Here is a 23,663-nt window from a genome sequence, read left to right as displayed (position 1 = left end):
GCTGGGGTGACGGATACAGGATAACTGATAGTACGTGTTACCCTGTCATTCTCCAATTATTTAAAGATAGGATAGTTTGAATGGCTGCAGTGATCGATAACGCAACCCATCCGGCTTTTGAGAAGCTTCGCAGTCACCGGATTGATACGCTTAATCTTAACGTAGAAGAGTATCGCCATAGAAAAACCGGTGCCCGCCATCTCCACCTCGCGGCGGATAACGATGAAAACGTGTTTTTTGTGGCGCTAAGAACCTTCCCCATGGATTCTACCGGCGTTGCCCATATTCTTGAACATACGGCGTTGTGTGGTAGTGAGCGTTACCCGGTTCGCGATCCTTTTTTTATGATGATCCGCCGCTCTTTGAACACCTTTATGAATGCGTTTACGAGCAGCGACTGGACGGCTTACCCCTTTGCCAGCATGAATCGAAAGGATTTTGATAACCTGTTATCGGTTTATCTGGATTCGGTGTTTTTCTCCAAACTAGACCCGCTAGACTTCGCTCAGGAAGGGCATCGGCTGGAGTTTGAGAAGCCGGATGATCCAAACACAGATCTGGTATACAAGGGCGTTGTTTACAACGAAATGAAAGGCGCCATGAGTTCGGCAACCTCTCAACTTTGGCAGAATCTGAGCAGCCACCTGTTCCCGACGACAACCTACCACTACAACAGTGGCGGAGAGCCGGATCATATTGTTGATTTGAGCTATGACGACCTTATTCGGTTCTATAAGCACCATTACCATCCAAGTAACGCCATCTTTGCCACTTACGGCAACATTCCAGCCCACGAACACCACGAACGGTTTGAAGAGTTGGCTCTCAAGCGCTTCGACAAACTGGACATTGAACTGCCCGTACGCGATGAAAAGCGCATGTTTGCGCCCCTGCGTGTGGAGCAGGGCTATGGCGTGAACGAGGGAGAAGGCACGGCCGATAAAACCCACATTGTTATGGGTTGGCTGCTGGGCCATAGTTTTGACCTGCAAGAGAATCTGGAAGGCCAATTGTTGTCGTCTGTACTGCTGGAAAACAGTGCATCACCTCTAATGCGCGCGCTGGAGACAACTGATATTGGTCGTGCGCCTTCGCCCATGTGTGGGCTGGAAGACTCCAACCGGGAAATGACGTTTGTTTGCGGCATTGAAGGGAGTGAGCCGGAGAAGCAGAGAGATCTTGAGGCCCTGATTGAGGGCACGCTTCAGAAAGTGGTTGAAGAAGGTGTCAGTGAAGAGCGTCTGGAAGCCATCCTTCACCAGCTTGAACTGCATCAGCGGGAGATCGCCGGGGACAGCTTCCCTTATGGCCTGCAACTGATCATGAGTGCCATAGCTCCCATGGTCCATGGTGGGGATCCGGTTGAACTTCTGGATCTAGAGCCGGTTCTTGCGTCTCTGCGCGAAAAAATTCGTGATCCGCAATACATTCCGGATCTGATTCGTCGCAAATTGCTGGATAACCCGCACCGGGTTACGCTCACTCTGCGCCCGGACGACAAGTTGGACGCGCGACGCCAGCAAGCTATTCGTGAAGCTCTTGCGAAACGCAAAGCTGAGCTTACAAGCGAAGAAGTCTCTCACATTGTTGAGCGTGCGAAAGCCTTGGAAGAGCGCCAGATGCGCAAGGATGACGATTCCATCTTGCCAAAAGTGGATCTGACGGACGTTCCATTGCAGATGCCAGAGCCGGATGCCCGCTTTGATGGTGACATTTCAGCAACGGTTTATGCTCGTGGCACCAACGGGCTGATTTATGAACAGATTGTACTGCCCCTGCCAGACTTGACTGAAGACGAGCTTTTGCTCCTGCCGTATTACGGCGCGCTGATCTCCGAAGTTGGCTGCGGTGACTTGGATTATCTACAGATGCAGGATCGGATCTCGGCAGAATCCGGCGGCATTGGCGCATCTTTTACCGCCAAAGGCCGTATTGACGATGTCCAGACCCTGTCTGGCTTTATGATCTTCAGCGGTAAAGCGCTAGCCCGTAACCGAACGGCTCTGACGACGTTGCTTCGTGACGTTTATACCAGTGCCCGTTTCGACGAACACGATCGCATTCGGGAAATTATTTCCCAAATTCGCGCTCGCAGGGAGCAGGCGGTAACGGGTAGCGGTCATGCTCTGGCCATGGGTGCTGCGGCTCAGGGCTCAAGCCCGGGGGCGTGGCTATCTTTCCGTCTGGGCGGTTTGGCCGGAATTCGTGGCACCAAAGAGCTGGATCAGTCCCTGAAAGACCCAGCTGCACTTGAAGCCTTCTGCCGCAAGCTGGCAAATCTGCACGACAGGATTCGTCAGCAGGCTCGCGAGTTTCTGGTTATTGGCGAAGAAGAGCAGCTTCCCGCATTGATCGACGACCTCAAATCATGCTGGCAAGGCGATGCAGGCGATGAATCATCCCGCTGGACGATGGAGCCGGTGAACTTTGAAACCCGCGAAGCATGGCTTACATCCACTCAGGTAAACTTTTGTGCGCGAGCCTACAGCACGGTTCCCGTTGATCACCCGGATGCGGCTGCACTTACCGTACTTGGTGGTTTTTTGCGCAATGGTTATTTGCATAGGGCAATCCGAGAGAAGGGCGGTGCTTATGGTGGCGGCGCGTCTCAGGACAGTGTGAATGGCAATTTCCGCTTTTTCTCTTATCGTGATCCGCGCCTGGCGGACACCCTTGATGATTTCGACAAGGCGCTGGTGTGGCTTCAGGAAACGGAGCATGAGTATCAAGAGCTGGAAGAGTCTATTCTGGGAGTAATCGGCCAGCTGGATCGGCCACGTTCGCCTGCTGGTGCTGCACGCCATGCTTTCCACAACAAGTTGTTTGGGCGCAGCCCGGAGCAGCGTGCGCGCTTCCGCGAGCGGGTGTTGTCAGTGACGCTTGACGATCTCAAGCGCGTAGCAGCAATTTGGCTTGTGCCTGAAAAGGCAAGCACAGCGGTGGTAACCGGCCCGGAAAACCGCGCTCTGGTTGAAGGGCTAGGGCTGGCTATTCAGGAGTTGTAAGTTGCAGTGCAGGCGGGCCGGTAAGGGCCTGCCTGCATGCCCAGCCGGTTACGCTTTAGCGGTTCCGCTTCAGGCCTGTGGAAACCATGATGCGTGTTGAAATTTCTTCAACAGAATACGCTGTGGTATTTAGAAACGGAATGCGCTCCCTCCGGTACATAAGCTCTATTTCTTCGATCTCGTGCATGCACTGCTGGATGGACGAATAACGTGAGTTGGGCCGCCGCTCGTTACGTATGGTAGCCAATCGTTCGGGCTCGATTGTTAGGCCGAAGATCTTTTCCTTATGGGGACGAAGCGCTTTGGGCATTTGCTGATCCAGAAGATCTTCTTCGGTAATCGGGTAATTGGCTGCTTTTACGCCATATTGAAGCGCTAGATACAGGCAAGTGGGGGTTTTACCACTTCGGGACGCGCCCACCAGAATCAGGTCTGCTTCATCATAGTGTCGTGTGCGTGCGCCATCATCGTTATCCAATGCAAAGTTCACGGCGTGTATGCGCCGTTCGTACACGCCTTCGTTATTGATAGCGTGGGATTTGCCAACAGAATATGACGAAGACGACTCCAGTTCCTGCTCAAGAGGGCTAAGGAACGTTCCGAAGATATCAACCATAAAGCCTTGCGCATCTGAAATGATTTCCCGAATCGTGCTGTCCACTATGGTGTCGAATACCAGAGGGCGGGCGCCATCATATTCAGCCGCACTGTTAATGCGTTTGACCATATTTCGGGCTTTTTCAACATCGTCAATATAGGGTACGGTAACTCTCTCGAATTCGATTTTTTCGAACTGGGCTAAAAGGCTGTGCCCAAGAGCCTCGGCGGTAAGGCCGGTGCCGTCGGAAATAAAGAAGGCTGTGCGTTTCATGGTGGTTTTCCGGTTCCGTATGGGGCGAATTTCAGGGCGTTTTTGTTTGGCCGACACGAGTAAGTAGAGTGTACTTTCTCGGAGGCTCCCTAGGTAAATTCCGAAGGTTACAGTATCATACACGCCAAGTTCGAGACTCCGCAGTGGTTGTTGTCCGCATTTAATACTTGATACCACTAGCCCGGTTTTATTCTTTGCCATACAGATTAGAGGGAGACACGCTTTGGAAGATTACATAATCTGGTTTGATCATCTGGGAATGTCCGATGTTGACCGGGTAGGTGGAAAAAACGCCTCCCTCGGTGAAATGATCAGTAATCTCGCCAACGCTGGTGTGACCGTTCCCGGTGGTTTCGCTACCACCGCCCATGCTTATCGTGAGTTTCTGGCCAAAGATGGCCTAAAGGATAAAATCGATAACCTCCTCGACAGTCTCGATATTAACGACGTGAACGAGCTTGCCCGTGTTGGCGCCAAAATACGTCAGTGGATTATCGACACACCCTTCCCGGATGCGCTGGAAGTTGCTCTTAAAGAAGCTTACAGCCAAATGCTCAACGGCAACGATAAAATGGCCGTGGCTGTGCGCTCCTCCGCAACCGCCGAAGATCTGCCGGATGCGTCCTTCGCAGGTCAGCAGGAAACCTTTCTGAATGTGGTTGGGCTTGAGCAGGTACGCACCTCGGTGAAAGAGGTTTTTGCCTCTCTGTTTAATGACCGCGCCATTTCTTACCGTGTTCATCACGGTTTCGATCACAAGCTTGTGGCTTTGTCTGCCGGCATCCAGAAAATGGTGCGCAGTGAAACCGCTTCCAGCGGTGTCATGTTCACGCTGGATACAGAGTCAGGTTTCCGCGATGTTGTGTTTATCACCGGCTCCTACGGACTTGGTGAAACAGTGGTTCAGGGAGCAGTTAACCCGGATGAATTCTATGTCCACAAGCCGACCCTAGCGGCGGGCCGACCCGCTGTATTGCGTCGTAACCTGGGTAGCAAAGCCATCAAAATGATTTACCACTCGGAGCCGAGCACCGGCCAGCTAGTGGAGACCGTTAAGGTAGACCCGGAAGAGCGCGGCCGGTTCTGCATTTCCGATGCAGAAGTGGAAGAGCTTGCCAAGCAAGCCATGATCATCGAGAAGCATTACAAAAGGCCGATGGACATCGAGTGGGCCAAAGATGGCGACGATGGCAAAATCTACATCGTGCAGGCCCGTCCGGAAACGGTTAAGAGCCGGGCGTCAGCCAATGTTATGGAGCGCTACTTACTCAATGAAACCGGCACAGTGCTGGTGGAAGGCCGTAGTATTGGTCACAAAATTGGTGCTGGCCCAGTCAAGATCATCACCAGCATTAAGGAAATGGACCGCGTACAAGATGGTGATGTACTGGTAACTGACATGACAGATCCGGATTGGGAACCTGTTATGAAGCGTGCATCCGCGATTATTACCGATAGAGGTGGCCGTACCTGCCACGCAGCGATCATTGCACGGGAGCTTGGAATCCCGGCGGTTGTGGGCTGTGGTGATGCGACAGAGATATTGAACGACGGCCAAGAGGTTACGGTGTCCTGTGCTGAAGGTGATACCGGCTTGATTTACGAGGGTGCGCTGGACTTTGAGCTGCGTGAAAACACTGTAGACTCCATGCCCAATATTCCGTTCAAGATTATGATGAACGTGGGTAACCCGGATCGCGCCTTTGATTTTCAGTCGCTGCCCAACGAAGGTGTTGGCTTGGCACGGCTTGAATTTATTATTAACCGCATGATTGGTGTGCACCCAAAGGCACTTTTGAATTTTGAGGGCCTTCCCCGCGACATCAAGCAAACGGTAGAAAAGCGCATCTCTGGTTACAGCTCACCGGTTGATTTCTATGTAGATAAGCTGGTTGAAGGGATTTCCACTCTGGCCGCCGCATTTTCGCCGAAGAAGGTCATAGTGCGCCTGTCTGACTTCAAATCCAACGAGTACGCCAACCTGATTGGTGGCACCCTATACGAGCCAGATGAAGAAAACCCGATGTTGGGCTTCCGTGGAGCCTCTCGCTATATCTCTGAAACTTTCCGTGACTGTTTCGAGCTTGAGTGTCGTGCTCTCAAGCGAGTGCGCAATGAAATGGGCCTGACCAACGTTGAGATTATGGTGCCCTTTGTACGCACCGTGGGCGAAGCAGAGCAAGTGGTCAACTTACTGGCTGAAAACGGCCTCAAACGTGGCGAAAATGGCCTGCGTGTGATCATGATGTGCGAGTTGCCGGGCAATGCTTTGCTGGCGGAGAAATTCCTTGAGCACTTTGATGGCTTCTCCATCGGCTCCAACGATCTGACCCAGCTAACCCTCGGCCTCGATCGCGATTCGGGCATCATTGCGCATTTGTTCGATGAGCGCGATGAGGCCGTAAAAATCCTTCTGTCTAACGCTATTCAGGCGTGCAAAAAGGCGGGTAAGTACATTGGTATTTGCGGTCAGGGGCCATCTGATCATCCGGATCTTGCAAAATGGTTGATGGATCAGGGTATTGATACCGTATCGCTCAACCCGGATTCGGTTCTGGATACCTGGTTCTTTTTGGCTGACGAAAAAATCGACTGAGTTCACTTCTGCACATAAGGAGAGCGATAAGGTGGCAACAATTATTACCCCGGATCTGTGTGACGAGTTTCCGGAAGTTGAGGTGGCTGCGCCCGGCTTCAATAACTACGGCGGGATAAAGGCGTTCGGTGGCGAAATCGTCACTGTGAAGTGCTTTGAAGACAACTCGGTGGTGAAGGAGCAAGTCGGTCTGCCGGGAAAAGGTCGCGTGATGGTGGTGGACGGAGGCGGTTCAATGCGCCACGCGCTATTGGGCGATATGCTAGCCGAGAAGGCTGCCAGTAACGGCTGGGCTGGCCTGATCATCTACGGCTGCGTGCGGGACGTCGACGAGATCGGGAAAACAGATCTTGGGGTTCAGGCGCTGGCGACCTATCCTCGCAAAAGCGAAAAGCGTGGCCTAGGCGATTTGGATGTGCCGGTAACCTTCCACGGAGTGACCTTCCGCCCGGGTCACTATGTATACGCTGACAATAACGGGATTCTGGTGTCAGAAAAGCCTTTGGTTTAGCTTTTATTAGATCCTGTTAAAGCAAGAAGCTAGCGGGTGACTTCGCTGATGTTGGTTCCCAACAAAAAGCCGTCACCCTCTGGTTCGCACCGTATTACCTCGCAGATCGTCTCAAGTGGAGGGAATTGATCGCTGCTCGGGTGAAGCACGGTTCTCAGCTCCTCTCCAACCATTACCGGTTGCTTTACAAGCAACTGCATTCCCGTCGCGCTTAGGTCTTTGCAGGTGCCTGAAAATGTTTTGCCTTTGCTGTCCGTGATTTCGATGTCTGACTCAACTTGCATGCGATGAAAATCGCGCTTTTCCGAATAGTCCTTCATAACATTCACGCCCAGTTATCGGTTTTTCTTGTAGGTTTGAGCATTGGAATCACCAGTGCTAGAAATACACCACCAAACACCAAAACGCCACCGAAAAGCATCATGTCAGAGTCATTGCTGGCCTCAAGCCGCTCGTTCTCTGCTGTCAATACTTCCAGATCATTGCGCAGTTTTTGGTTTTCTTCCAGTAATTCTCGGTTGCGGTTTACCAGATTTATTGAGTCTGCGGCTATGTTTTTGATGCGCCTGAGTTCTTTCTGCAACTCTTCGGAACGGGCAGAGAGTGATGACTCCGCGTTACTCAAAGTGTCTCTTTCGGTGGATACGTCTTGCAGTTTTTCCTTAACAGCGGACAACTCGGTTTGTGCCTGTTCGAGTTGCCGGCTAACAGTTTTCAGTCTGTCTGCGGCAATGGGTGTATCGCTCAGGTACTGGCTGGAAACCCAACCGTCATTGCCTTTCGGGGTGCGCACTCGCGTATAGCCGGAATCGGACGTTTCGATAACTTCCAGAGCTGTGCCGCTGGGGACGGCATTTTCAATAATGCGGTACTGGGAGCCAGCGCCGGAGCGGACCGGCAAGTAGAGTTGGTCATCTACCCAGACGGTTTTCGCCTGAACAGTTGCGATGGAGGAGATAATAAAAAGCGCACTGATGGCAAGGCGAAAAAGCGTCACTGGCAAGGTTCCCGAAGTATTCAGTTGAAAAAGCTCGTTTATGTCAAAGCCGCAATTCTGTCACAGATATGCGCTTGTTCAAGCGAGCTGTCATTACAATAAGCTCATCGAACTGTATCGGCAGCATTAGGGCAGAACCAATTTAAAAGGTTTAACCGTTACTTTACTGTAAACCCCAGCATCCATGTAGGGATCGCTGTCGGCCCAGCTCTGGGCTGCGGCAAGGGAATCGAATTCCGCCACTACAAGGCTGCCTGAAAAACCGGCATCGCCAGGGTCTGATGTATCGAGGGCCGGATGCGGCCCAGCTATCAGAAGTCTACCCTCCTTTTTTAGCGTCTGCAGCCGTTCAATATGTGCGGGTCTTGCGGTTTGGCGCAGCGGAAGGCTGTTGTCGACATCTTCACTGATAATGGCGTAGTACATACGGGGCTCCGGTTCCTTGGCAGTCTTGGAAATTAATGCATGGAGTGGTGGGGCTGGTACACTGTACGTTCTGGCTGGTTTGAATTGGCCGAGCCTGTCTTGCTATTCGCGCCGCCACTCATTTCAATTGGAAATTTTTTGTGACTATACCGCAAGACCCTGTTTTGTGCATTGATCTACACTGTCACAGCACTGCGTCGGATGGCGCCCTTTCTCCCACGGAACTGTTAGATCGTGCTGCGGAGAAAAAAGTGACGCATCTGGCTCTTACAGACCACGATACAATTAGCGGGCTTGCCGAAGCGCAGGTCGCGGCGAATGCCAACGGGGTCGTGCTTATTCCCGGTGTTGAGCTTTCCTGCTTATGGCGCAGCCGCACGATACACGTCGTCGGCGTGGATTTTGATGTCGACAACAGTGCATTTCACGCTGCATTGGAGCAGCAAAACCGTAATCGCTGGGCTCGCGCGGCTATGATTGCCGAGCGCCTAAGCAAGCTCAATATTCCGGACCTCCTGGAGCGAGCAACTGTACAGGCGAATGGGGACGTACCAGGGCGACCACACTTTGCACGGGTTATGGTTGAGTCTGGTATCGTCAAGAACGCTGCGCAGGCGTTTAAGCGTCATCTGGGGGCAGGGAAGGTTGGGGATGTGAAGGCGTATTGGCCGGAGCTACAGGAAGTTGTGCAATGGATCAATTCGGCCGGCGGTATTGCGGTGTTAGCCCACCCGCGAAAATACCAGCTTACCGCAACAAAGCTACGGGAGCTGACTGCGGATTTTCGCCGCGCTGGGGGGCAGGCCATTGAGGTGATTACCTCCGGGCAATCCAGTGGTGATCTCGGGTTTCTGACGGAATTGTGTATTCGAGAGAAGCTTCTCGCGTCTCAGGGCAGTGATTTCCACTTTCCCGGTGCGCCTTGGTGCGAGTTGGGGCGGGTAACAAAAATGCCAGACGGGCTAGAGCCGGTCTGGCATCATTTCAAGCAGGTGCCTGACATTAACGCGCTGGTTTAATCCGGTGCGTGAAACAGCAGGTACAGGTCAGTCAATGAGTCAGGGATGGCATCAGCCATTTGGCTCGACAGCTTTTCACTATTACGAACGTTCTGAAAATCCTCATCGTCGAACAGGCCTGACAACGTCAGCATCGGCACCATCAGATCGGCAGTTTCTTCTTCGCTCGCGGCATCCAGCCACTCGTCTTCATATTCCATGAAGGTATCCACAAAGCCCGCGCACCAATTTTCTAACGCGTTCATTGGGTCACCATCTTCCGGTTCGGGAAGCTCAATGGCCTGACCCATATCGAGAGCTTTGACCATGTCTCCCGCCAGTTGCGTAACGCACTGGCGGAACGTGTCCGGGATTCCGCCACCGGGTGTTTCATCGGTACCTGTTACAAGGCGGAACACCGTTTCCACGCTCAGTTTCGCAGGCCCGATGACGCTGGCACAGACAACCCCATGAAAGCCGAAGAAGTCCAGAGCATCGTCGCCCCAAGGGTCGGCAAACAGTATGTCTTCCAGCGCTTCAATATCGGAATTGGATAGCATGGATTAGTTGCCCTCTGATTTTTTAGCTGCTTCGGCTGCTCGCTGACGCTTGCGCACTTCGCGAGGGTCATTGTATGCGCGACCCGGAGTGACCGGAACCATCGTTTCAGTGGATGGCTTGTCAGCAGGCGTAGATGCAGAGTTGCTTTGCTGTGCCTCAGTTTTAATTTCAGCTGCCTTAGCCGTGGGCTCTTCTGCCGCTGCTTTGGCTCGGCTTCTCGCAGGTGCCGATCTCGGCTTGCGCGCAGGCGCAGCCTTGTTTTCACTCTCAGCTGAGCTCTCTTGGGCTTTGGCAGGGGGTGTTTCTTCGCCTTTAGCTGCTGAGGGCTTTCTATCTTCTTTGGCTGAAGGCTCTCTACCTTCTTTGGCTGAAGGCTCTTTACCTTCCTCGGCTGAGGGCTCTTTGCCTTCTTTAGCCGACGGCGCCTTAGCCTCTTGAGCTGATGGCTCCTTCGTTTCTTTGGCCGGGGCCTCTTTCGCCTCTTTGGTGCCGTCGTCTTTTGCAGCGGGCTTTAGAGCTTCTTTGCTTGCACCGGGCTTTTGCTCTGCCGCGACGTCTGGCTTCTGCTCAGCGTCTGCGGAAGGCGTGTTGTCAGGCTTGGCGGTGGGCTCTTGCTCGCTTTGGACCGAAGGCTCCTTCTCTTTGGGGGCAGAGGGTGCTTTAGTCTCTTCAGTCGGAGCTTTTGGTGCGACTGCTTCAGCGGACGCTTCGGCATTTACCTTTGCTTCACCGGCAACAGGGGCCTGTGAGCTTGGTGCCTGCAAAGACTTTTGCTCACTCTTTTCCGGCGCGGAGGTTTTATCTGTCTTATTTGCTATCGGATCTTTCTTCTCGGCTACTGATGGTTTTTGCTGAGTTGCCGGAGCCTTGCTCGTTGCTTGATCAGCGCTCTTTTCAGAGACGACAGCAGCTTTCACATTAGCGTTGTCGCTACTTGTTTCAGGCTGAGTGTCCTTCTGGTGCCTCTCGTTACGGGTATTCTTTCGTGCCGCAGGCGTAGACGCCGGGCTTTCGGAAGGCGAACCGTCCCGGTTACGGGGACGGCGTGGTTTGCGACGACTGTCATCAGACGTCGACTTGTCAGCAGTTGCCTTTTGAGGTGCGTCTTGCTGGGCAGTGTCTTTTTGATCACCGTTGTTTTTTGCGTCGCGCTGTGGGCGGTTACGACCCTGACCACGGCTCGATCCATCTTTGCGGTTATCCCGGCGGTTGTCCCCACCACGGCTGTCTGCATTTTTGCTATCAGAACCCTTGTTGTCCGTGCCTTTGTCGGCCGGGTGACGGTTCTGGTTAGGGCGATTCTGGTCGTCGTTGCGGTTGCGACCACGTGAGCGGTTATCATCGCCACGGTTCTGTTGGTTGTTGCCCTGTCGGCGTTCGTTGCCGTTACGCTTATTTCCACCGGAACTCTGATTGTCGCGGGCAACGCGCGTTTTACGGCGGTCCTGACGAGCCTGATTGCGCTGGTCTTCGCGATTGTTGCTGGCTTTCGAGCTTTCGCGGGTTTCGCCACTCTGCTCACCTTCGCCGCTGAAGAAGCATGCTATCTTGCGACCGATCCTGCGGAACAGGCCGTCGTCTTGTTCGGCAGCTTCTTGTGCTTCTGGAGCTGTGGCAGCCGGAGTCGGGGCGGGTGCGCTCGGGCGGATGGCTCTTACTGCAGCCTGTTCACGAACTGGCTTGTCAGCAGTTGGTGCCTCGAATACTTCCTCTTCGCGCTCGCTGTATTCCTGCGCTACCTGATGGCTTGAAATGTGCTCAGGCGAGGTTTCGTCGTCGCGCATGCGCAAGATTTCAAAGTGTGGCGTTTCCATGTGAGGAACTGGAACGACAACAATGCTAACTTCTTGGTTGGCCTCTATATCTGCAAGCTGCTTGCGCTTTTCGTTGAGCAGGAAAGTGGCAACAGATACCGGCACCACTGCACGGACTTCTCCGGTTTTATCCTTGGAGGACTCTTCGTAGATCAGGCGCATGATGCTCAGCGCCAGAGACTCGATGCCACGGATTGTGCCTTGGCCTTCACAGCGAGGGCAGACTTCACTGCGGGTCTCTCCAAGGGACGGGCGCAGCCGTTGACGGGACATTTCCAATAGGCCGAAGCGGGAAATTTTGCCCACCTGAACCCTTGCCCGGTCGATCTCCAAGGCTTCGCGCACTTTTTGCTCGACTTCGCGCTGGTGTCTGGCAGGTGTCATGTCGATGAAGTCGATGACGATCAAGCCGCCCATGTCCCGCAAGCGTAGCTGGCGAGCAATTTCCTCTGCAGCTTCCAGATTGGTCTGGAAGGCTGTTTCTTCGATATCTTGACCCTTTGTGGCGCGGGATGAGTTGATGTCGATGGACACCAGCGCCTCTGTTGGGTCGATAACGATCGAGCCACCCGAGGGGAGTTTTACTTCCCGCTGGAAGGCGGTTTCAATCTGACCTTCGATTTGGTACCTGGAGAACAAAGGGATTTCGTCTTTGTATAGCTTGATCTTGTTCTCGAACGTAGGCATTACGGCGCGAACGAAATTCAGCACGTCCTCGTAAACGCCCTCCGAGTCAATCAGAACCTCTCCGATATCCTGACGTAGATAATCCCTGACAGCGCGGATAATAACGTTGCTTTCCTGATGAATCAGAAAAGGCGCCTTGCGTTCGTCAGCGGCCTGAGTAATCGCTTCCCAAAACTGTACAAGGTAGTCGAGATCCCATTGCAGCTCTTCAGATGTGCGCCCAATGCCAGCGGTGCGTACGATAATGCCCATAGATTTTGGCACTTGCACCTGATTCATGGCTTCTTTCAGGTTCGCCCGCTCTTCGCCTTCGATGCGGCGGGAAATGCCGCCAGCCCGGGGGTTGTTGGGCATTAGAACGAGATAGCGACCGGCTAGAGAGATAAACGTTGTGAGGGCGGCGCCTTTATTTCCGCGCTCTTCCTTATCGACTTGAACGATAACTTCCTGGCCTTCCGCAACGACTTCCTTGATGTTTACCTTGCCTTCGATTTGGCCCGGTGACTTTTTGAAGTAGTCTCTGGAAATTTCCTTTAGAGGAAGAAAACCGTGGCGATCAGCGCCAAAATCAACAAATGCAGCTTCCAGGCTCGGCTCTACACGAGTGATGCGGCCTTTGTAGATGTTGGATTTTTTCTGCTCACGTGAGCTGGATTCGATATCTAGGTCAAACAGGCGTTGGCCGTCAACTAGGGCGACGCGCAACTCTTCTGGGTGAGTTGCATTGATGAGCATTCTTTTCATGGGAAAAGTGGATTTCCTGTCGTTAGATTTTGACAGAAAACCGATAGGCGTCGCATCTGCGAAGCAGGATGTGCGTGCCGCAAGCCCTGCAATGCAGGGGCGGAGCGGCGGACAGACGAATCACTCCCTGTCGGGGTGTGATCCTATTGGTCTGAGACCATCGACAACGTACCGCCTGCCTGATGGCAGCGAAGTGTCGTGTAGGGTTCTTGTCTGTTGACGCATATAATCCGTTTTCAGGTTCACACAAGCGCTTGGGTCTCACGTCGTATTCGTAAGCTGGACGGCCCGGCCTTGCGTGGCAGTGATTCTTCGCGATATCGCCCGGCGGTTTTCCGCGCGGTTTTAGTTATTTCCGGTGCCAGTTCGCCGTTCTTTTACGGGTATTCCTAGGCACTTCGGAAGCATTTCTTACGCCGTGCCCGATAGTGATTGGGCGCTCGGCGTTCAAACTCTTGAATAGTGTCGGTATACTTCTGCCGCTCCGGCTTCTGACTAGAGTTGGTCAGGCCGTAGACAAACGACAGATCACGCTGGAATATAACAGCAATCAGGTACTCGTTCAATCCTGCCCGTGCCGTCAGTTACGTCACCTTTTTAAAGGAATCTTATGTCCCGCAAACCAGCTACCGGAAAGCCAGCTAAAGCTCGGGCCGGAAAACCGACGCCTCACCCGGTGCACAGTGCCGGTGCGCGGAAAGCTGATCCCGCTCGGGAGCCGGTTAAGCAGGGTGTTTTGTGGGTGACGGTTGACGAAGACAACCACGGGCAACGGCTGGATAATTTTCTGTTGGCCCAGCTTCGTGGTGTGCCCAGAAGTATCATTTACCGCATCGTCCGAAAGGGTGAGGTGCGGGTAAATAAGGGTAGAGTAAAGCCTGATACGCGCCTTGCAACAGGTGATCAAGTGCGGATTCCGCCAGTGGTTCGAAAAGAAAAGGCCCCCCAAGCCGCCCCGGGAAGCCGTGTTCAGGGCGTTGTGGAAGCTGCAGTGGTATTCGAAAATGATCAGATGCTGGTGGTTAACAAGCCTTCCGGCATAGCAGTGCATGGTGGTAGCGGCCTCAGCTTCGGTCTGATTGAAGTGCTGCGGTCAGCTCGCCCGGAAGCGCACTTTCTTGAGCTGGTGCATCGCTTGGATAGGGATACATCCGGTTTGGTTATGGTGGCCAAGAAACGTTCTGCTTTGCGGTACCTGCAAGACGAACTCCGGCAGCGGCGAATTCGCAAGCAGTACCATGCTCTGGTGGCAGGAGATTGGCCCGACAAACTTGGCCGCGTTGATGAGCCTTTGTTGCGTTATGAAATGCCGAACGGAGAGCGCAGGGTGAAAGTTGATGAGGCAGGCAAGGTATCGCTTACAACGTTTCGCTGTCTCGCGCGCTTTAAAGGCTATAGCCTGGTGGAGGCGTCTCCGATTACTGGTCGAACCCACCAAATCCGTGTACACAGCCTTTGTGCCGGTCATCCAATAGCGGGGGATGACAAGTATATGGATGATGTAAGCCTCAAAGCTTTTCGGGCCGTTGGCGGTCAGCGCTTGATGCTGCATGCCCGGGTTCTCGAATTGGCCTTGCCTGTTACTGGTGAGGCGGTTCGGTTTGAGGCTCCTTATGACGACGTATTCAGTCACGTGCTGAGCAGGCTTGAAGTGCGTGCAACGGGAGCAGGTTAATGGATGTTAAAGCTGTTATTTTTGATTGGGACGGCACACTGGTGGATTCCGTAGACCATATTGCGGAAAGTCTCCATCAAGCGGCTACCGAGCTGGGGTACCCCGCACTGGAGAGAGAGGCCTATCGAGATATTATTGGTCTGGGCATGGTGGAGGCTTTAGGGAGACTGTATCCCGGTATCAGCCACGATGAGATGACGGCCATTCGAGAGGGTTACGCCAATTACTTCTTTCGTAAAGTAACAACGCCACAAAACTTGTTTGATGGTATGGCGGATGTGGTGCTGGATCTTCAGAGTTCGGGGCGCGGGTGTTCTGTGGCAACCGGAAAGAGTCGCAGGGGTTTGGATCCTGCACTGGTCTCCAGTGGGCTGGGTGCGCATTTTGATATTACCCGCTGTGCTGATGAAACCCGGTCCAAGCCCGATCCACGCATGCTTGAGGAGATTCTTCTGTTTTACGGCATTGAGCCTACACAAGCCGTTATGATTGGTGATACCCGTTACGATCTTGAGATGGCGCAGCGTATTGGGATGCCCTCTATTGGGGTTGAGTGGGGCGTGCATAAGCGTGATGTGCTTGGTAGCTATGGGCCTCACGCCATCGTGGATTCAGTTTCGGATCTTCGCAGTGTGCTTGGTTTGTAAGTAATTTTGGTGAATTTACGTCTAACAGGAAAAACGCATGAGTGACTGGGATTCTGAAAAAACTCCGGAATGGGGTGATAAACCTGTAGAGCCGCGTTCCGGACGAAACCAGCCGCGCCTGCCGCCCGAATCCGGCCGCGATTGGAAGTTGATTGAAAAACTTGTGATGTCGTTACAGTCCGAGCAGCGTCGTAGCCGACGTTGGGGGGTGTTTTTCAAGTTTCTCACCTTTGCCTATCTGTTTGCTTTGCTGGTTATTGTCTGGTCGCCGTTTGGCGGCAGTTTGGAAGCGACAACCGGCAAGCACACCGCAATTGTCGAGATTAATGGGCCCATATCAGCAGATGAGCTTGCCAGTGCTGACAATATTGTTGGGTCTCTGCGCTCTGCGTTTGAGCAGGATAACGCTGTAGCGGTGATCTTGCGCATAAACAGTCCGGGCGGCAGTCCGGTGCAGTCCGGTTATGTGTACGATGAAATCAAACGGTTGCGGGATGAGTATCCGGAAAAGAAAGTGTATGCGGTGATCTCGGATATCGGAGCGTCCGGTGCCTATTATATTGCTGCTGCAGCTGATGAAATATACGCAAACCGGGCCAGCCTTGTAGGGTCTATCGGTGTTGTGGCCGGTGGTTTCGGGTTTACCGGTGCTATGGATAAGTTGGGTGTAGAGCGCAGGCTATACACTGCAGGCGAAAACAAAGCGTTTCTGGACCCGTTCTCTCCCGAGCAGGAGGGGGAAGTGGATTTCTGGCAAAGCGTGCTTGAGAATACCCACAAGCAGTTTATCGAGGCCGTAAAGCAGGGACGCGGTGATCGACTGGCAAACGATGAGCGCTTGTTCAGTGGTCTGGTGTGGAGCGGAGAGCAGGCGCTTGAGCTTGGGCTTGTGGATGGGTTGGGCAGCGCATCCCATGTTGCTAGGCAGATCGTTGGTCAGGAGGAACTGATCGACTACAGCCGTCGCAAAGGTCCGTTGCGCGATCTTGTTGATCAGCTTGGCGTGTCTTTTGGTCAGGGTGTTGCCAGTCAGCTCGTTGAGTCGCGTCTGGAGCTGCGATAATAATCTGGGCGGGCTCGCTAGCTTTCCAGAAGCGGGTTTCTGCCCCAATCAATTAACATATTGTTGAGGGCGATCAAGGGAAGGCCAATAAGGCTGTTTGGGTCCTGTCCTTGCAGTTCTCGAAAGAGCGTTATGCCGAGGCCTTCCATTTTAAAGCTGCCTGCGCAGTCGTAGGGTTCTTCTTTGCGAAGGTATGCCTCGATTTCCTGAGAAGTCAGGTTTCGGAAGTGCACGGTAAAATTTTCGCAGCAGGTTTGCAGTTTTCCGGAGTCGGCGTCTAAAAGCGCCAGACCGGTTAGGAAGTTCACACTCTTGTTGCTGCTTTGCTCCAATTGCTGAATGGCTTTTGAATAGGTTCCCGGTTTGCTCAGCAAGGTGCCGTCGGGCAGTGTGGCCACCTGATCCGAGCCGATAACCCAGTGCCCCGGGTACTTGGGAGCCAGAACTTGGGCTTTACTTCGAGCCAGGCGAATGGCTAGCTCTTTTGGGGTCTCTCCTTTTATTGGGGATTCATCAATGCTTGGGCTGGCGCATGAGAAGGCGAGCCCAAGTCTTGCAAGAAGCTCTTTGCGGTAGGGCGAGGATGAAGCCAGTAGCAAATGTTTGTGGGGCATGGGCGATCCTTTAAGAATTTGCGCCAGTTCTTGAAGCGCATATCGTAGAATACACCTACGGAAACCGGAACCCTTGAGCAAAAGCCGACGAAGTCTTTGACAGCGGCGAGCTTCGCCCCTAGAATTGCGCGCCTATGTCAAATGCGTCTAGTGCCGAGTTGCCAAAAATAGTCGATCCGTACAAGTTGGCGGAACACGAAAGCTTACTGGAGGGAGAAATTCCTCTCGGTGCCTTGCCTCGTTTCCGTGAAGCTGTTTTGGGGTTCGATGATGGTGCTGTCTGTCGCGTAAAGCTGTCTTTTTATAAAGATAGCCAGCGTCGCCGCATTGTTACGGGTGAATTGGAGGCTCCGGTTAATCTGGAGTGTCAGCGCTGCATGGGGCCTATGAAGTCTGTTTTGGCTTCCCGGTTTACACTGGGGCTGGTGACCAGCGATGAACAGGCGCAAGGATTACCAAAAGATCTTGAGCCGTTTCTGACTGATGATTTCAGTGCGGATCTGTGGTCAATGACCGAAGACGAGTTGCTGCTGGTGTTGGCTCCTTATCCGCTTCATGACCGGGGTGACTGCCCTGCGAGTGAAGAGTTGGAAGCTTATGAGCCAGATGGTTCTTCTGAAGTGCCAGAGAAGAAGCAAGCCGACAACCCGTTCAGCGTGTTAGCAGGACTCAAGAATACAAAGCATTAATTAGGGCGTGGGCCTTCTGCTGAAGACCGGCGCAATCAACGAACACACGTTATTCGTAACCCTATTAAAGTAAAGTTTACGTTAACAGGTCAGGAGTAGAACCATGGCTGTACAGAAGAACCGTAAGACTCGTTCCAAGCGTGGCATGCGTCGTGCCCACGATGCTCTCAGCACTGCAGCTCTGAGCACTGATTCAACAACCGGCGAAGTTCATCGCCGTCATCACGTGTCTCCAGACGGATTTTACCGCGGTAAGCAGGTAATCGAGTCTAACGACGAGTAATCTCGTTGCATTACCGCACAACCCTCAGTCGAATGGCCAAACGGTGAAACCGGTTACCATAGCGATTGATGCCATGAGTGGTGATCGGGGTGCCGCAGTAGTCGTTGCTGCAGCTCTCGAAGCGGTGCGCGAAAATAAAGCCTTAAGTTTCATTCTGGTGGGAATCCGGAGTGAACTTGAGGCTTTTTTGCATGATGGGCATCCGCGAATCCGAATTGTTGAAGCCGCAGATGTTGTGCGTATGAATGAGCGCCCGTCCCATGCACTTCGGCATAAGAAAAATTCGTCTATGGCGATTGCTTTGAGTCTGGTTCGTGATGGCGAAGCTCAAGGGTGTGTCAGTGCGGGTAATACCGGTGCTTTGATGGCGTTTGGCCGTTCTATCATCCGTATGTACCCGGGTATTGAACGCCCGGCGATAGCCAAGTTGATACCTTCGTTAAGAGGGCGCTGCCACGTTCTTGATCTTGGTGCCAACGTGGATTCCAGCGCCGAGAACCTCTATCAGTATGCCTTGATGGGTTCTTTGATGGCCTCGGCAATCTGCAGTCAGGGCGAACCCCGCGTAGCTTTGCTGAATGTGGGAGAGGAAGAAATAAAAGGCAATGAGCAGGTTCGTTTAGCCTCCCATATGCTTGCCCAGTGTGATTCGATTAACTATATCGGCTATGTAGAGGGTAGTGATTTGTTCCGCGATGTCGCGGATGTGGTGGTGTGCGATGGCTTTGTGGGCAATATTGCATTGAAAACCGGAGAAGGTGTCGCCGGGCTATTGATTGAGCTTATGGAGCAAGCATTTACCCGCACGCTATATGGCCGCTTTGTGGGCCTGCTGGCTCGCCCCATCATTGGGCGTCTTCTGCGCTTGATGGACCCTTCCCGCCATAATGGCGCGAGTCTCCTAGGCCTTCAGGGCGTGGTTATTAAAAGCCATGGCAATGCCAATGAACGCGCTATGCTGGCCGCCATTCGTCAGGCGGTTCGTGAAGTTGAGCTTGAAGTGCCAAGGCGCATTAATGAGCGCCTTGATGATCTGATGCTTTGAAAGCCTAAAGCTTGGCCGTTTGGCCCGGCTTACTCGCGCAAACATCAGTCAGGTTGTACTATTGGCTAATCTCCTGAAACTTCCAATAACGATAAGATCCCGCTTATGAAATCAGCCTTTATATTTCCCGGACAGGGTTCCCAATCGGTTGGCATGCTATCCGGTGCTGCCGATTCTTGGCCCATGATCAACAAAACCTTCGCTGAAGCGTCTAACGTGCTTGGCTACGATCTGTGGCATCTATGCCAGAAAGGCCCGGCGGAAGAACTCAATCAGACTATGAATACCCAGCCAGCAATGCTGACGGCCAGTGTTGCACTATGGCGGGAATGGTTTGTGGCGGGTGGGCCGCGACCGGATTTTCTGGCGGGCCACAGCTTAGGCGAATACAGCGCGCTAGTGGCGGCTGAAAGCCTCGATTTTGTTGAAGCTGTCAAACTTGTGCGCTTGCGCGGCGAATTGATGCAAGAAGCCGTTCCTGCAGGCGAAGGCAAGATGGCGGCTATTCTTGGACTGGAAGATGCGGACGTTGTTGCGGCCTGTGAAGAGGCGGCCAACGGCGATGTGGTGTCCGCAGTGAACTTTAATGCGCCTGGACAGGTGGTGATTGCGGGGTCGGCTGCAGCAGTTGAGCGCGCCATTGAAGCCTGCAAGGCAAGAGGCGCCCGCAAAGCCATGCCTTTGCCAGTTAGTGTTCCCTCCCACTGCGCCCTAATGAAAGATGCCGCAGAAGAATTGGCTCAGGCTCTGGATGACGTTCGTTTTAACGATGCTGTCATTCCTGTAATACAGAATGTTAACGCTGCAGCTGTTACAGATTCGGCTACACTGAAGGCTAATCTCATAAAGCAGCTTTATTCGCCGGTGCTATGGACTGATTCGGTGCGCACTCTGGTTGGGAGCGATGTTAAGGTTGCTCTTGAGTGTGGCACTGGCAAAGTACTTGCCGGGCTGGCCAAGCGGATTGATCGAGGACTTGCCGTTCATGGCATGGAAGATCCTGAATCACTGAAGGCTGCGCTTGCTGCATTTGAACAGTCATAAGAATGTCTTGAGAGCATTCTGAAAACGTTTTGAAAAGTCGTGATAAAAGGGAGTCCTATAATGTCTCTGGAAGGCAAAACAGCACTGGTAACCGGTGCTACCCGTGGAATCGGAAAAGCCATCGCTCTGGCCCTTGCTAGTCAGGGTGCGGAGGTAGTGGGCACTGCCACCAGCGCCGATGGCGCAGCAACCATTACAGAGACACTGAAAGCCGCTGGCGCCAATGGCTATGGCATTGTAATGAACGTGGCTGATCCCGAAAGCATTGAAGCGGGTTTGAAAGAGATAGCCGAGAAGTCAGCAGCACCCCTGATTTTGGTCAATAACGCGGGTATCACCCGTGATAATCTGCTGATGCGGCTTAAGGACGACGATTGGGCATCGGTGCTCGAAACCAACCTCTCAAGCGTGTACCGTACGAGTAAAGCTGTTATTCGGGGTATGGCTAAAGCGCGCTGGGGTCGCATTATTAACGTCAGTTCCGTGGTGGCGAGTATGGGGAATGCCGGACAGGCCAATTACTGCGCCGCAAAGGCTGGTGTTGAGGGCTTTACTCGCAGTCTGGCTAAAGAAATGTCGAATCGAGGCATTACGGCAAACAGCGTTGCGCCCGGATTTATCGACACAGACATGACAAAAAAACTGGACGACAAGCAACGCGAGGCTATGCTGGAAATCATACCCGCGGGTCGTTTGGGGCAGCCGGAAGAAGTAGCGGCTATTGTTGCTTTTCTGGCATCGGATGCTGCCGGTTACGTGACTGGAGAGACCATTCATGTAAACGGTGGGATGTACATGGGATAAGCTCCAGTTTCGGGGCTCGTGCGCAACTCCTTGTCGCACAACATGTTTAACCGGATCCCTGCTTGTTTGCAGGTAGGGTTTACACTAAACTGGCAGCACTTGAGTTGCTTGGTAGATACACAAAGTGAGGACATTATGAGTACAGTTGAAGAGCGCGTTAAGAAGATTGTTTGTGAACAGCTGGGCGTTAAAGAGTCCGAAGTTCAGAACTCATCTTCTTTTGTTGAGGATCTTGGCGCTGACTCACTGGACACCGTTGAGCTGGTGATGGCACTGGAAGAGGAATTCGAAACTGAAATTCCTGACGAAGAAGCCGAGAAGCTAGCCAGTGTTCAGGACGCGATCGACTACATCGTCGCGCATACCTGATACTCTGCAGTTTAGTTAGCCAGGCGAAAAGCCGTCCTTGTCATTCAGTGAAGGACGGCTTTTTTATTGCCGAAAATCACCCGTACTTCGGGTCCCTTCAGTAATGCCGATAGATGAAACGATCAGGTGAGTGGAGTTATGAGTAAACGGCGGGTTGTTATCACTGGTATGGGAATGCTGTCTCCATTAGGAAACGATGTTGCGTCTTCTTGGGACGGCATTTTAGCTGGGCGCAGCGGAATCGGAATGATCGACCGTTTTGATGCGTCTGAGTACAACACTCGCATTGGTGGTGCAATCAAAGATCTGGATCTGGAGGCTTATCTCTCCTCCAAAGAAGCTAGAAAGCTGGATGCGTTTATTCACTATGGTTTGATCGCAGCCCAACAAGCCGTTGATGATAGTGGACTAGCGGATTACGAAGCTCTGGATCTCGATCGGGCGGGCATTGCTATCGGTTCCGGTATTGGCGGGCTGGAATACATCGAAAAAAGCGTGCTGACAATGGACAAGTCTGGCCCGCGCAAGGTGTCGCCGTTCTTTGTTCCAGCCTCCGTTATCAACATGATCTCAGGCAATGCAGCCATTCGTTTCGGATATCGTGGACCGAATATTGCCATCGTGACTGCCTGTACCACGGGTACACATAATATCGGTTACGCTGCCCGCACTATTGCCTATGGCGATGCGGATGTCATGTTGGCCGGTGGCTCTGAAATGGCAACCACTCGCACAGGCATTGCTGCATTTGCTTCAGCCCGCGCGCTTTCAACCCGGAATGACGAGCCCGAGAAAGCGAGCCGTCCATGGGATAAGGATCGCGACGGATTTGTGCTCAGCGACGGTGCTGGCGTCGTAGTCATGGAGGAGTTGGAGCATGCTAAAAAGCGTGGAGCCACTATTTATGGTGAGCTTGTTGGTTTTGGCATGAGTGATGATGCTCACCACATTACAGCGCCGCCGGAAGCCGGTGAGGGGGCGGCCCGGTCAATGCAGAATGCGCTGCGGGATGCGGGCCTGAAACCCGAAGATGTTGATTATATCAATGCCCATGGCACCTCAACACAGGTCGGCGATGTGGCCGAAATTGCCGCGGCCAAGCGTGTATTTGGCAGTCACGCGGCCCGACTGGCTATGAGTAGCACCAAATCCATGACCGGGCATTTGCTGGGTGCCGCCGGTGCCGTTGAAGCTATTTTTTCGCTGCTGGCCATACGCGATGGTGTGCTGCCGCCAACGATTAATCTCGACAACCCGGATGAAGGTTGCGATCTGGATCTTGTACCTAACACCTGTCGCAAATCCGACGTGCGTGTGGTTTTGTCTAACTCCTTTGGCTTTGGTGGAACCAACGGCACTTTGATTATGCGCCGCTTCGAAGGCTAAAGCGCTATGTTCAACCTGTATTGGGCTGATGAAAGTGGCTTTCCCGCAGGTGACCGAGGCGCTGCATACGGTGACGGCCTTTTCGAAACCATAAGAATGCACGGCCATCGAGGTGTGCTTTTATCGCGCCACCTCGACCGTCTGGTTCGGGATGCGGGAAGGTTAGGCATCCCCGTCGCACTCAGGGATCTAAGCAAAGCCTACAGCACCGCCGTCAGCCGTTATGCTGCTCGATACACTGGTAAAGCGGGTGACGATTGGATTCTTAAGTTGACCCTAACCAGAGGGGAGGGGGGGCGTGGGTACCAGCCCGGTGCCGGTATGCGGCCGAATTTAATCGTGTCCTCTAGCCCCATGCCTGCATTGCCGTCCCCCTCAGGTGTTGCGGTGGATTTCTCCCGAGTTCCGCTCACGGTGAACCCTCTGCTTACCGGCATCAAATCACTCAACCGGCTGGAACAAGTGATGGCTGCTAGAGAGATTGAAGGTGAGCTGTTTGAAGTCATTATGGCTGACAATGACGGGAATCTGGTTGAGGGTACCCGTACCAACTTACTTCTCAAGGTGCCTAATGGCTGGGTTACCCCGCCCACCAAAAGCCTTGCCGTCGCCGGTATACTGCGGCAGTGGTTGTTGGAACGACTCCGTGCAAAGGGGGAGCTTGTTATAGAGCGCGCCATGGGTATCGGGGATGTTATGGCTCCGGATTGTCAGGGGCTTTACCTTCTGAACAGCGTTTTGGGTGTTGTTCCCGTGCGTCAACTCGCTGGTCAGGATTTGCCTGCAGATGATGGAGTTGCGACAATCTTCAATCCTCTCGAACTGTTGGAATAA

The 23,663-nt window shown here is 53.2% G+C and carries 22 protein-coding genes; 15 read left to right on the top strand and 7 right to left on the bottom strand.

The genetic code is table 11. The features are described 5' to 3' along the window. The first annotated feature begins 80 nt into the window (after positions 1-80). Positions 81-3,005: an insulinase family protein gene (locus FE845_RS01790; RefSeq protein WP_200361436.1), complete on the top strand. Its 2,925-nt coding sequence runs from the start codon at positions 81-83 to the stop codon at positions 3,003-3,005. Positions 3,006-3,060: 55 nt separating this feature from the next. Here FE845_RS01790 and FE845_RS01785 read toward each other — a convergent pair whose 3' ends face one another. Then, positions 3,061-3,876 (bottom strand): pyruvate, water dikinase regulatory protein, encoded by an 816-nt coding sequence (locus FE845_RS01785; protein WP_200361434.1) that lies wholly within the window; start codon positions 3,874-3,876, stop codon positions 3,061-3,063. Positions 3,877-4,099: 223 nt separating this feature from the next. Here FE845_RS01785 and ppsA point away from each other — a divergent pair, with 223 nt between their 5' ends. Together ppsA and rraA are read left to right on the top strand one after the other, a co-directional pair. After that, positions 4,100-6,472, top strand: coding sequence for a phosphoenolpyruvate synthase (gene ppsA / locus FE845_RS01780; RefSeq protein ID WP_200361432.1), 2,373 nt, complete (start codon positions 4,100-4,102; stop codon positions 6,470-6,472). A 31-nt stretch (positions 6,473-6,503) separates the two neighbouring features. Continuing rightward, entirely contained in the window at positions 6,504-6,983 is a 480-nt protein-coding gene (gene rraA / locus FE845_RS01775) for a ribonuclease E activity regulator RraA (RefSeq protein ID WP_200361430.1), read from the top strand. 29 nt (positions 6,984-7,012) lie between these two features. On the opposite strand, the gene FE845_RS01770 is transcribed toward rraA, so the two are convergent. The 3 genes from FE845_RS01770 to FE845_RS01760 form a co-directional block, all read right to left on the bottom strand. Continuing rightward, complete coding sequence (locus tag FE845_RS01770; RefSeq protein WP_200361428.1) at positions 7,013-7,303, bottom strand: PilZ domain-containing protein; 291 nt, start codon at positions 7,301-7,303, stop codon at positions 7,013-7,015. A gap of 5 nt (positions 7,304-7,308) precedes the next feature. After that, complete coding sequence (locus tag FE845_RS01765) at positions 7,309-7,980, bottom strand: TIGR04211 family SH3 domain-containing protein (protein WP_200361426.1); 672 nt, start codon at positions 7,978-7,980, stop codon at positions 7,309-7,311. Between the two features lie 126 nt (positions 7,981-8,106). Further along, positions 8,107-8,406 carry a YciI family protein gene (locus FE845_RS01760; RefSeq protein ID WP_200361424.1) on the bottom strand — a complete coding sequence of 100 codons (300 nt, stop codon included), beginning with the start codon at positions 8,404-8,406 and terminating at the stop codon, positions 8,107-8,109. A gap of 140 nt (positions 8,407-8,546) precedes the next feature. Here FE845_RS01760 and FE845_RS01755 point away from each other — a divergent pair, with 140 nt between their 5' ends. Continuing rightward, positions 8,547-9,425, top strand: a complete 879-nt coding sequence (locus FE845_RS01755; RefSeq protein ID WP_200361422.1) for a PHP domain-containing protein — start codon at positions 8,547-8,549, stop codon at positions 9,423-9,425. Here the strand turns inward: FE845_RS01755 and FE845_RS01750 are convergent. After that, complete coding sequence (locus FE845_RS01750; protein ID WP_200361420.1) at positions 9,422-9,964, bottom strand: YecA family protein; 543 nt, start codon at positions 9,962-9,964, stop codon at positions 9,422-9,424. The genes FE845_RS01755 and FE845_RS01750 overlap by 4 nt on opposite strands. A gap of 3 nt (positions 9,965-9,967) precedes the next feature. Continuing rightward, positions 9,968-13,210: a ribonuclease E gene (gene rne, locus FE845_RS01745; protein WP_200361418.1), complete on the bottom strand. Its 3,243-nt coding sequence runs from the start codon at positions 13,208-13,210 to the stop codon at positions 9,968-9,970. 610 nt (positions 13,211-13,820) lie between these two features. Between rne and rluC the strand changes: the two genes are divergently transcribed. Genes rluC through FE845_RS01730 form a run of 3 tightly spaced genes read left to right on the top strand, consistent with a single transcriptional unit; the run spans position 13,821 to position 16,595 of the window. Beyond that, a complete protein-coding gene (gene rluC / locus FE845_RS01740) occupies positions 13,821-14,885 on the top strand; it encodes a 23S rRNA pseudouridine(955/2504/2580) synthase RluC (RefSeq protein ID WP_200361416.1) in 1,065 nt (354 codons plus the stop codon). Next, positions 14,885-15,532 (top strand): HAD family hydrolase, encoded by a 648-nt coding sequence (locus FE845_RS01735; protein ID WP_200361414.1) that lies wholly within the window; start codon positions 14,885-14,887, stop codon positions 15,530-15,532. The genes rluC and FE845_RS01735 overlap by 1 nt, the downstream gene beginning before the upstream one ends. A gap of 37 nt (positions 15,533-15,569) precedes the next feature. After that, complete coding sequence (locus tag FE845_RS01730; protein ID WP_200361412.1) at positions 15,570-16,595, top strand: S49 family peptidase; 1,026 nt, start codon at positions 15,570-15,572, stop codon at positions 16,593-16,595. A 17-nt stretch (positions 16,596-16,612) separates the two neighbouring features. Here FE845_RS01730 and FE845_RS01725 read toward each other — a convergent pair whose 3' ends face one another. After that, positions 16,613-17,209: a Maf family protein gene (locus FE845_RS01725; protein ID WP_200361410.1), complete on the bottom strand. Its 597-nt coding sequence runs from the start codon at positions 17,207-17,209 to the stop codon at positions 16,613-16,615. A gap of 134 nt (positions 17,210-17,343) precedes the next feature. Between FE845_RS01725 and FE845_RS01720 the strand changes: the two genes are divergently transcribed. From FE845_RS01720 to FE845_RS01685, 8 genes are all read left to right on the top strand, one after another. Beyond that, entirely contained in the window at positions 17,344-17,898 is a 555-nt protein-coding gene (locus FE845_RS01720; RefSeq protein WP_200361408.1) for a YceD family protein, read from the top strand. A gap of 103 nt (positions 17,899-18,001) precedes the next feature. Then, positions 18,002-18,181, top strand: coding sequence for a 50S ribosomal protein L32 (rpmF, locus tag FE845_RS01715; protein WP_200361407.1), 180 nt, complete (start codon positions 18,002-18,004; stop codon positions 18,179-18,181). A 43-nt stretch (positions 18,182-18,224) separates the two neighbouring features. After that, positions 18,225-19,226 carry a phosphate acyltransferase PlsX gene (plsX, locus tag FE845_RS01710; RefSeq protein ID WP_200361405.1) on the top strand — a complete coding sequence of 334 codons (1,002 nt, stop codon included), beginning with the start codon at positions 18,225-18,227 and terminating at the stop codon, positions 19,224-19,226. Between the two features lie 105 nt (positions 19,227-19,331). Further along, complete coding sequence (fabD, locus tag FE845_RS01705) at positions 19,332-20,270, top strand: ACP S-malonyltransferase (protein ID WP_200361403.1); 939 nt, start codon at positions 19,332-19,334, stop codon at positions 20,268-20,270. Positions 20,271-20,330: 60 nt separating this feature from the next. After that, positions 20,331-21,074 carry a 3-oxoacyl-ACP reductase FabG gene (gene fabG / locus FE845_RS01700; protein WP_200361401.1) on the top strand — a complete coding sequence of 248 codons (744 nt, stop codon included), beginning with the start codon at positions 20,331-20,333 and terminating at the stop codon, positions 21,072-21,074. A 135-nt stretch (positions 21,075-21,209) separates the two neighbouring features. Further along, a complete protein-coding gene (gene acpP, locus FE845_RS01695) occupies positions 21,210-21,443 on the top strand; it encodes an acyl carrier protein (RefSeq protein ID WP_012136033.1) in 234 nt (77 codons plus the stop codon). A 138-nt stretch (positions 21,444-21,581) separates the two neighbouring features. Then, complete coding sequence (gene fabF / locus FE845_RS01690; protein WP_200361399.1) at positions 21,582-22,829, top strand: beta-ketoacyl-ACP synthase II; 1,248 nt, start codon at positions 21,582-21,584, stop codon at positions 22,827-22,829. 6 nt (positions 22,830-22,835) lie between these two features. Continuing rightward, positions 22,836-23,663 carry an aminotransferase class IV gene (locus FE845_RS01685; protein WP_200361392.1) on the top strand — a complete coding sequence of 276 codons (828 nt, stop codon included), beginning with the start codon at positions 22,836-22,838 and terminating at the stop codon, positions 23,661-23,663.

It is taken from the genome of Marinobacter sp. 1-4A (genome assembly GCF_016597725.1).
Lineage (GTDB): Bacteria > Pseudomonadota > Gammaproteobacteria > Pseudomonadales > Oleiphilaceae > Marinobacter.
Note: the sequence above shows the minus strand (reverse complement) of the source record. Positions and strands in the feature narration are given on the sequence as shown.

Bases quoted from the DNA above. Each gene is read 5' to 3' on its own strand.
- rpmF (WP_200361407.1), top strand. From the start codon at position 18,002: ATGGCTGTACAGAAGAACCGTAAGACTCGTTCCAAGCGTGGCATGCGT.
- FE845_RS01760 (WP_200361424.1), bottom strand. From the start codon at position 8,406: ATGTACTACGCCATTATCAGTGAAGATGTCGACAACAGCCTTCCGCTG.
- acpP (WP_012136033.1), top strand. From the start codon at position 21,210: ATGAGTACAGTTGAAGAGCGCGTTAAGAAGATTGTTTGTGAACAGCTG.
- FE845_RS01720 (WP_200361408.1), top strand. From the start codon at position 17,344: ATGTCAAATGCGTCTAGTGCCGAGTTGCCAAAAATAGTCGATCCGTAC.
- FE845_RS01770 (WP_200361428.1), bottom strand. From the start codon at position 7,303: ATGAAGGACTATTCGGAAAAGCGCGATTTTCATCGCATGCAAGTTGAG.
- fabD (WP_200361403.1), top strand. From the start codon at position 19,332: ATGAAATCAGCCTTTATATTTCCCGGACAGGGTTCCCAATCGGTTGGC.
- FE845_RS01725 (WP_200361410.1), bottom strand. From the start codon at position 17,209: ATGCCCCACAAACATTTGCTACTGGCTTCATCCTCGCCCTACCGCAAA.
- fabF (WP_200361399.1), top strand. From the start codon at position 21,582: ATGAGTAAACGGCGGGTTGTTATCACTGGTATGGGAATGCTGTCTCCA.
- fabG (WP_200361401.1), top strand. From the start codon at position 20,331: ATGTCTCTGGAAGGCAAAACAGCACTGGTAACCGGTGCTACCCGTGGA.
- rluC (WP_200361416.1), top strand. From the start codon at position 13,821: ATGTCCCGCAAACCAGCTACCGGAAAGCCAGCTAAAGCTCGGGCCGGA.
- FE845_RS01750 (WP_200361420.1), bottom strand. From the start codon at position 9,964: ATGCTATCCAATTCCGATATTGAAGCGCTGGAAGACATACTGTTTGCC.
- FE845_RS01685 (WP_200361392.1), top strand. From the start codon at position 22,836: ATGTTCAACCTGTATTGGGCTGATGAAAGTGGCTTTCCCGCAGGTGAC.
- FE845_RS01735 (WP_200361414.1), top strand. From the start codon at position 14,885: ATGGATGTTAAAGCTGTTATTTTTGATTGGGACGGCACACTGGTGGAT.
- FE845_RS01730 (WP_200361412.1), top strand. From the start codon at position 15,570: ATGAGTGACTGGGATTCTGAAAAAACTCCGGAATGGGGTGATAAACCT.
- FE845_RS01790 (WP_200361436.1), top strand. From the start codon at position 81: ATGGCTGCAGTGATCGATAACGCAACCCATCCGGCTTTTGAGAAGCTT.
- rne (WP_200361418.1), bottom strand. From the start codon at position 13,210: ATGAAAAGAATGCTCATCAATGCAACTCACCCAGAAGAGTTGCGCGTC.
- FE845_RS01785 (WP_200361434.1), bottom strand. From the start codon at position 3,876: ATGAAACGCACAGCCTTCTTTATTTCCGACGGCACCGGCCTTACCGCC.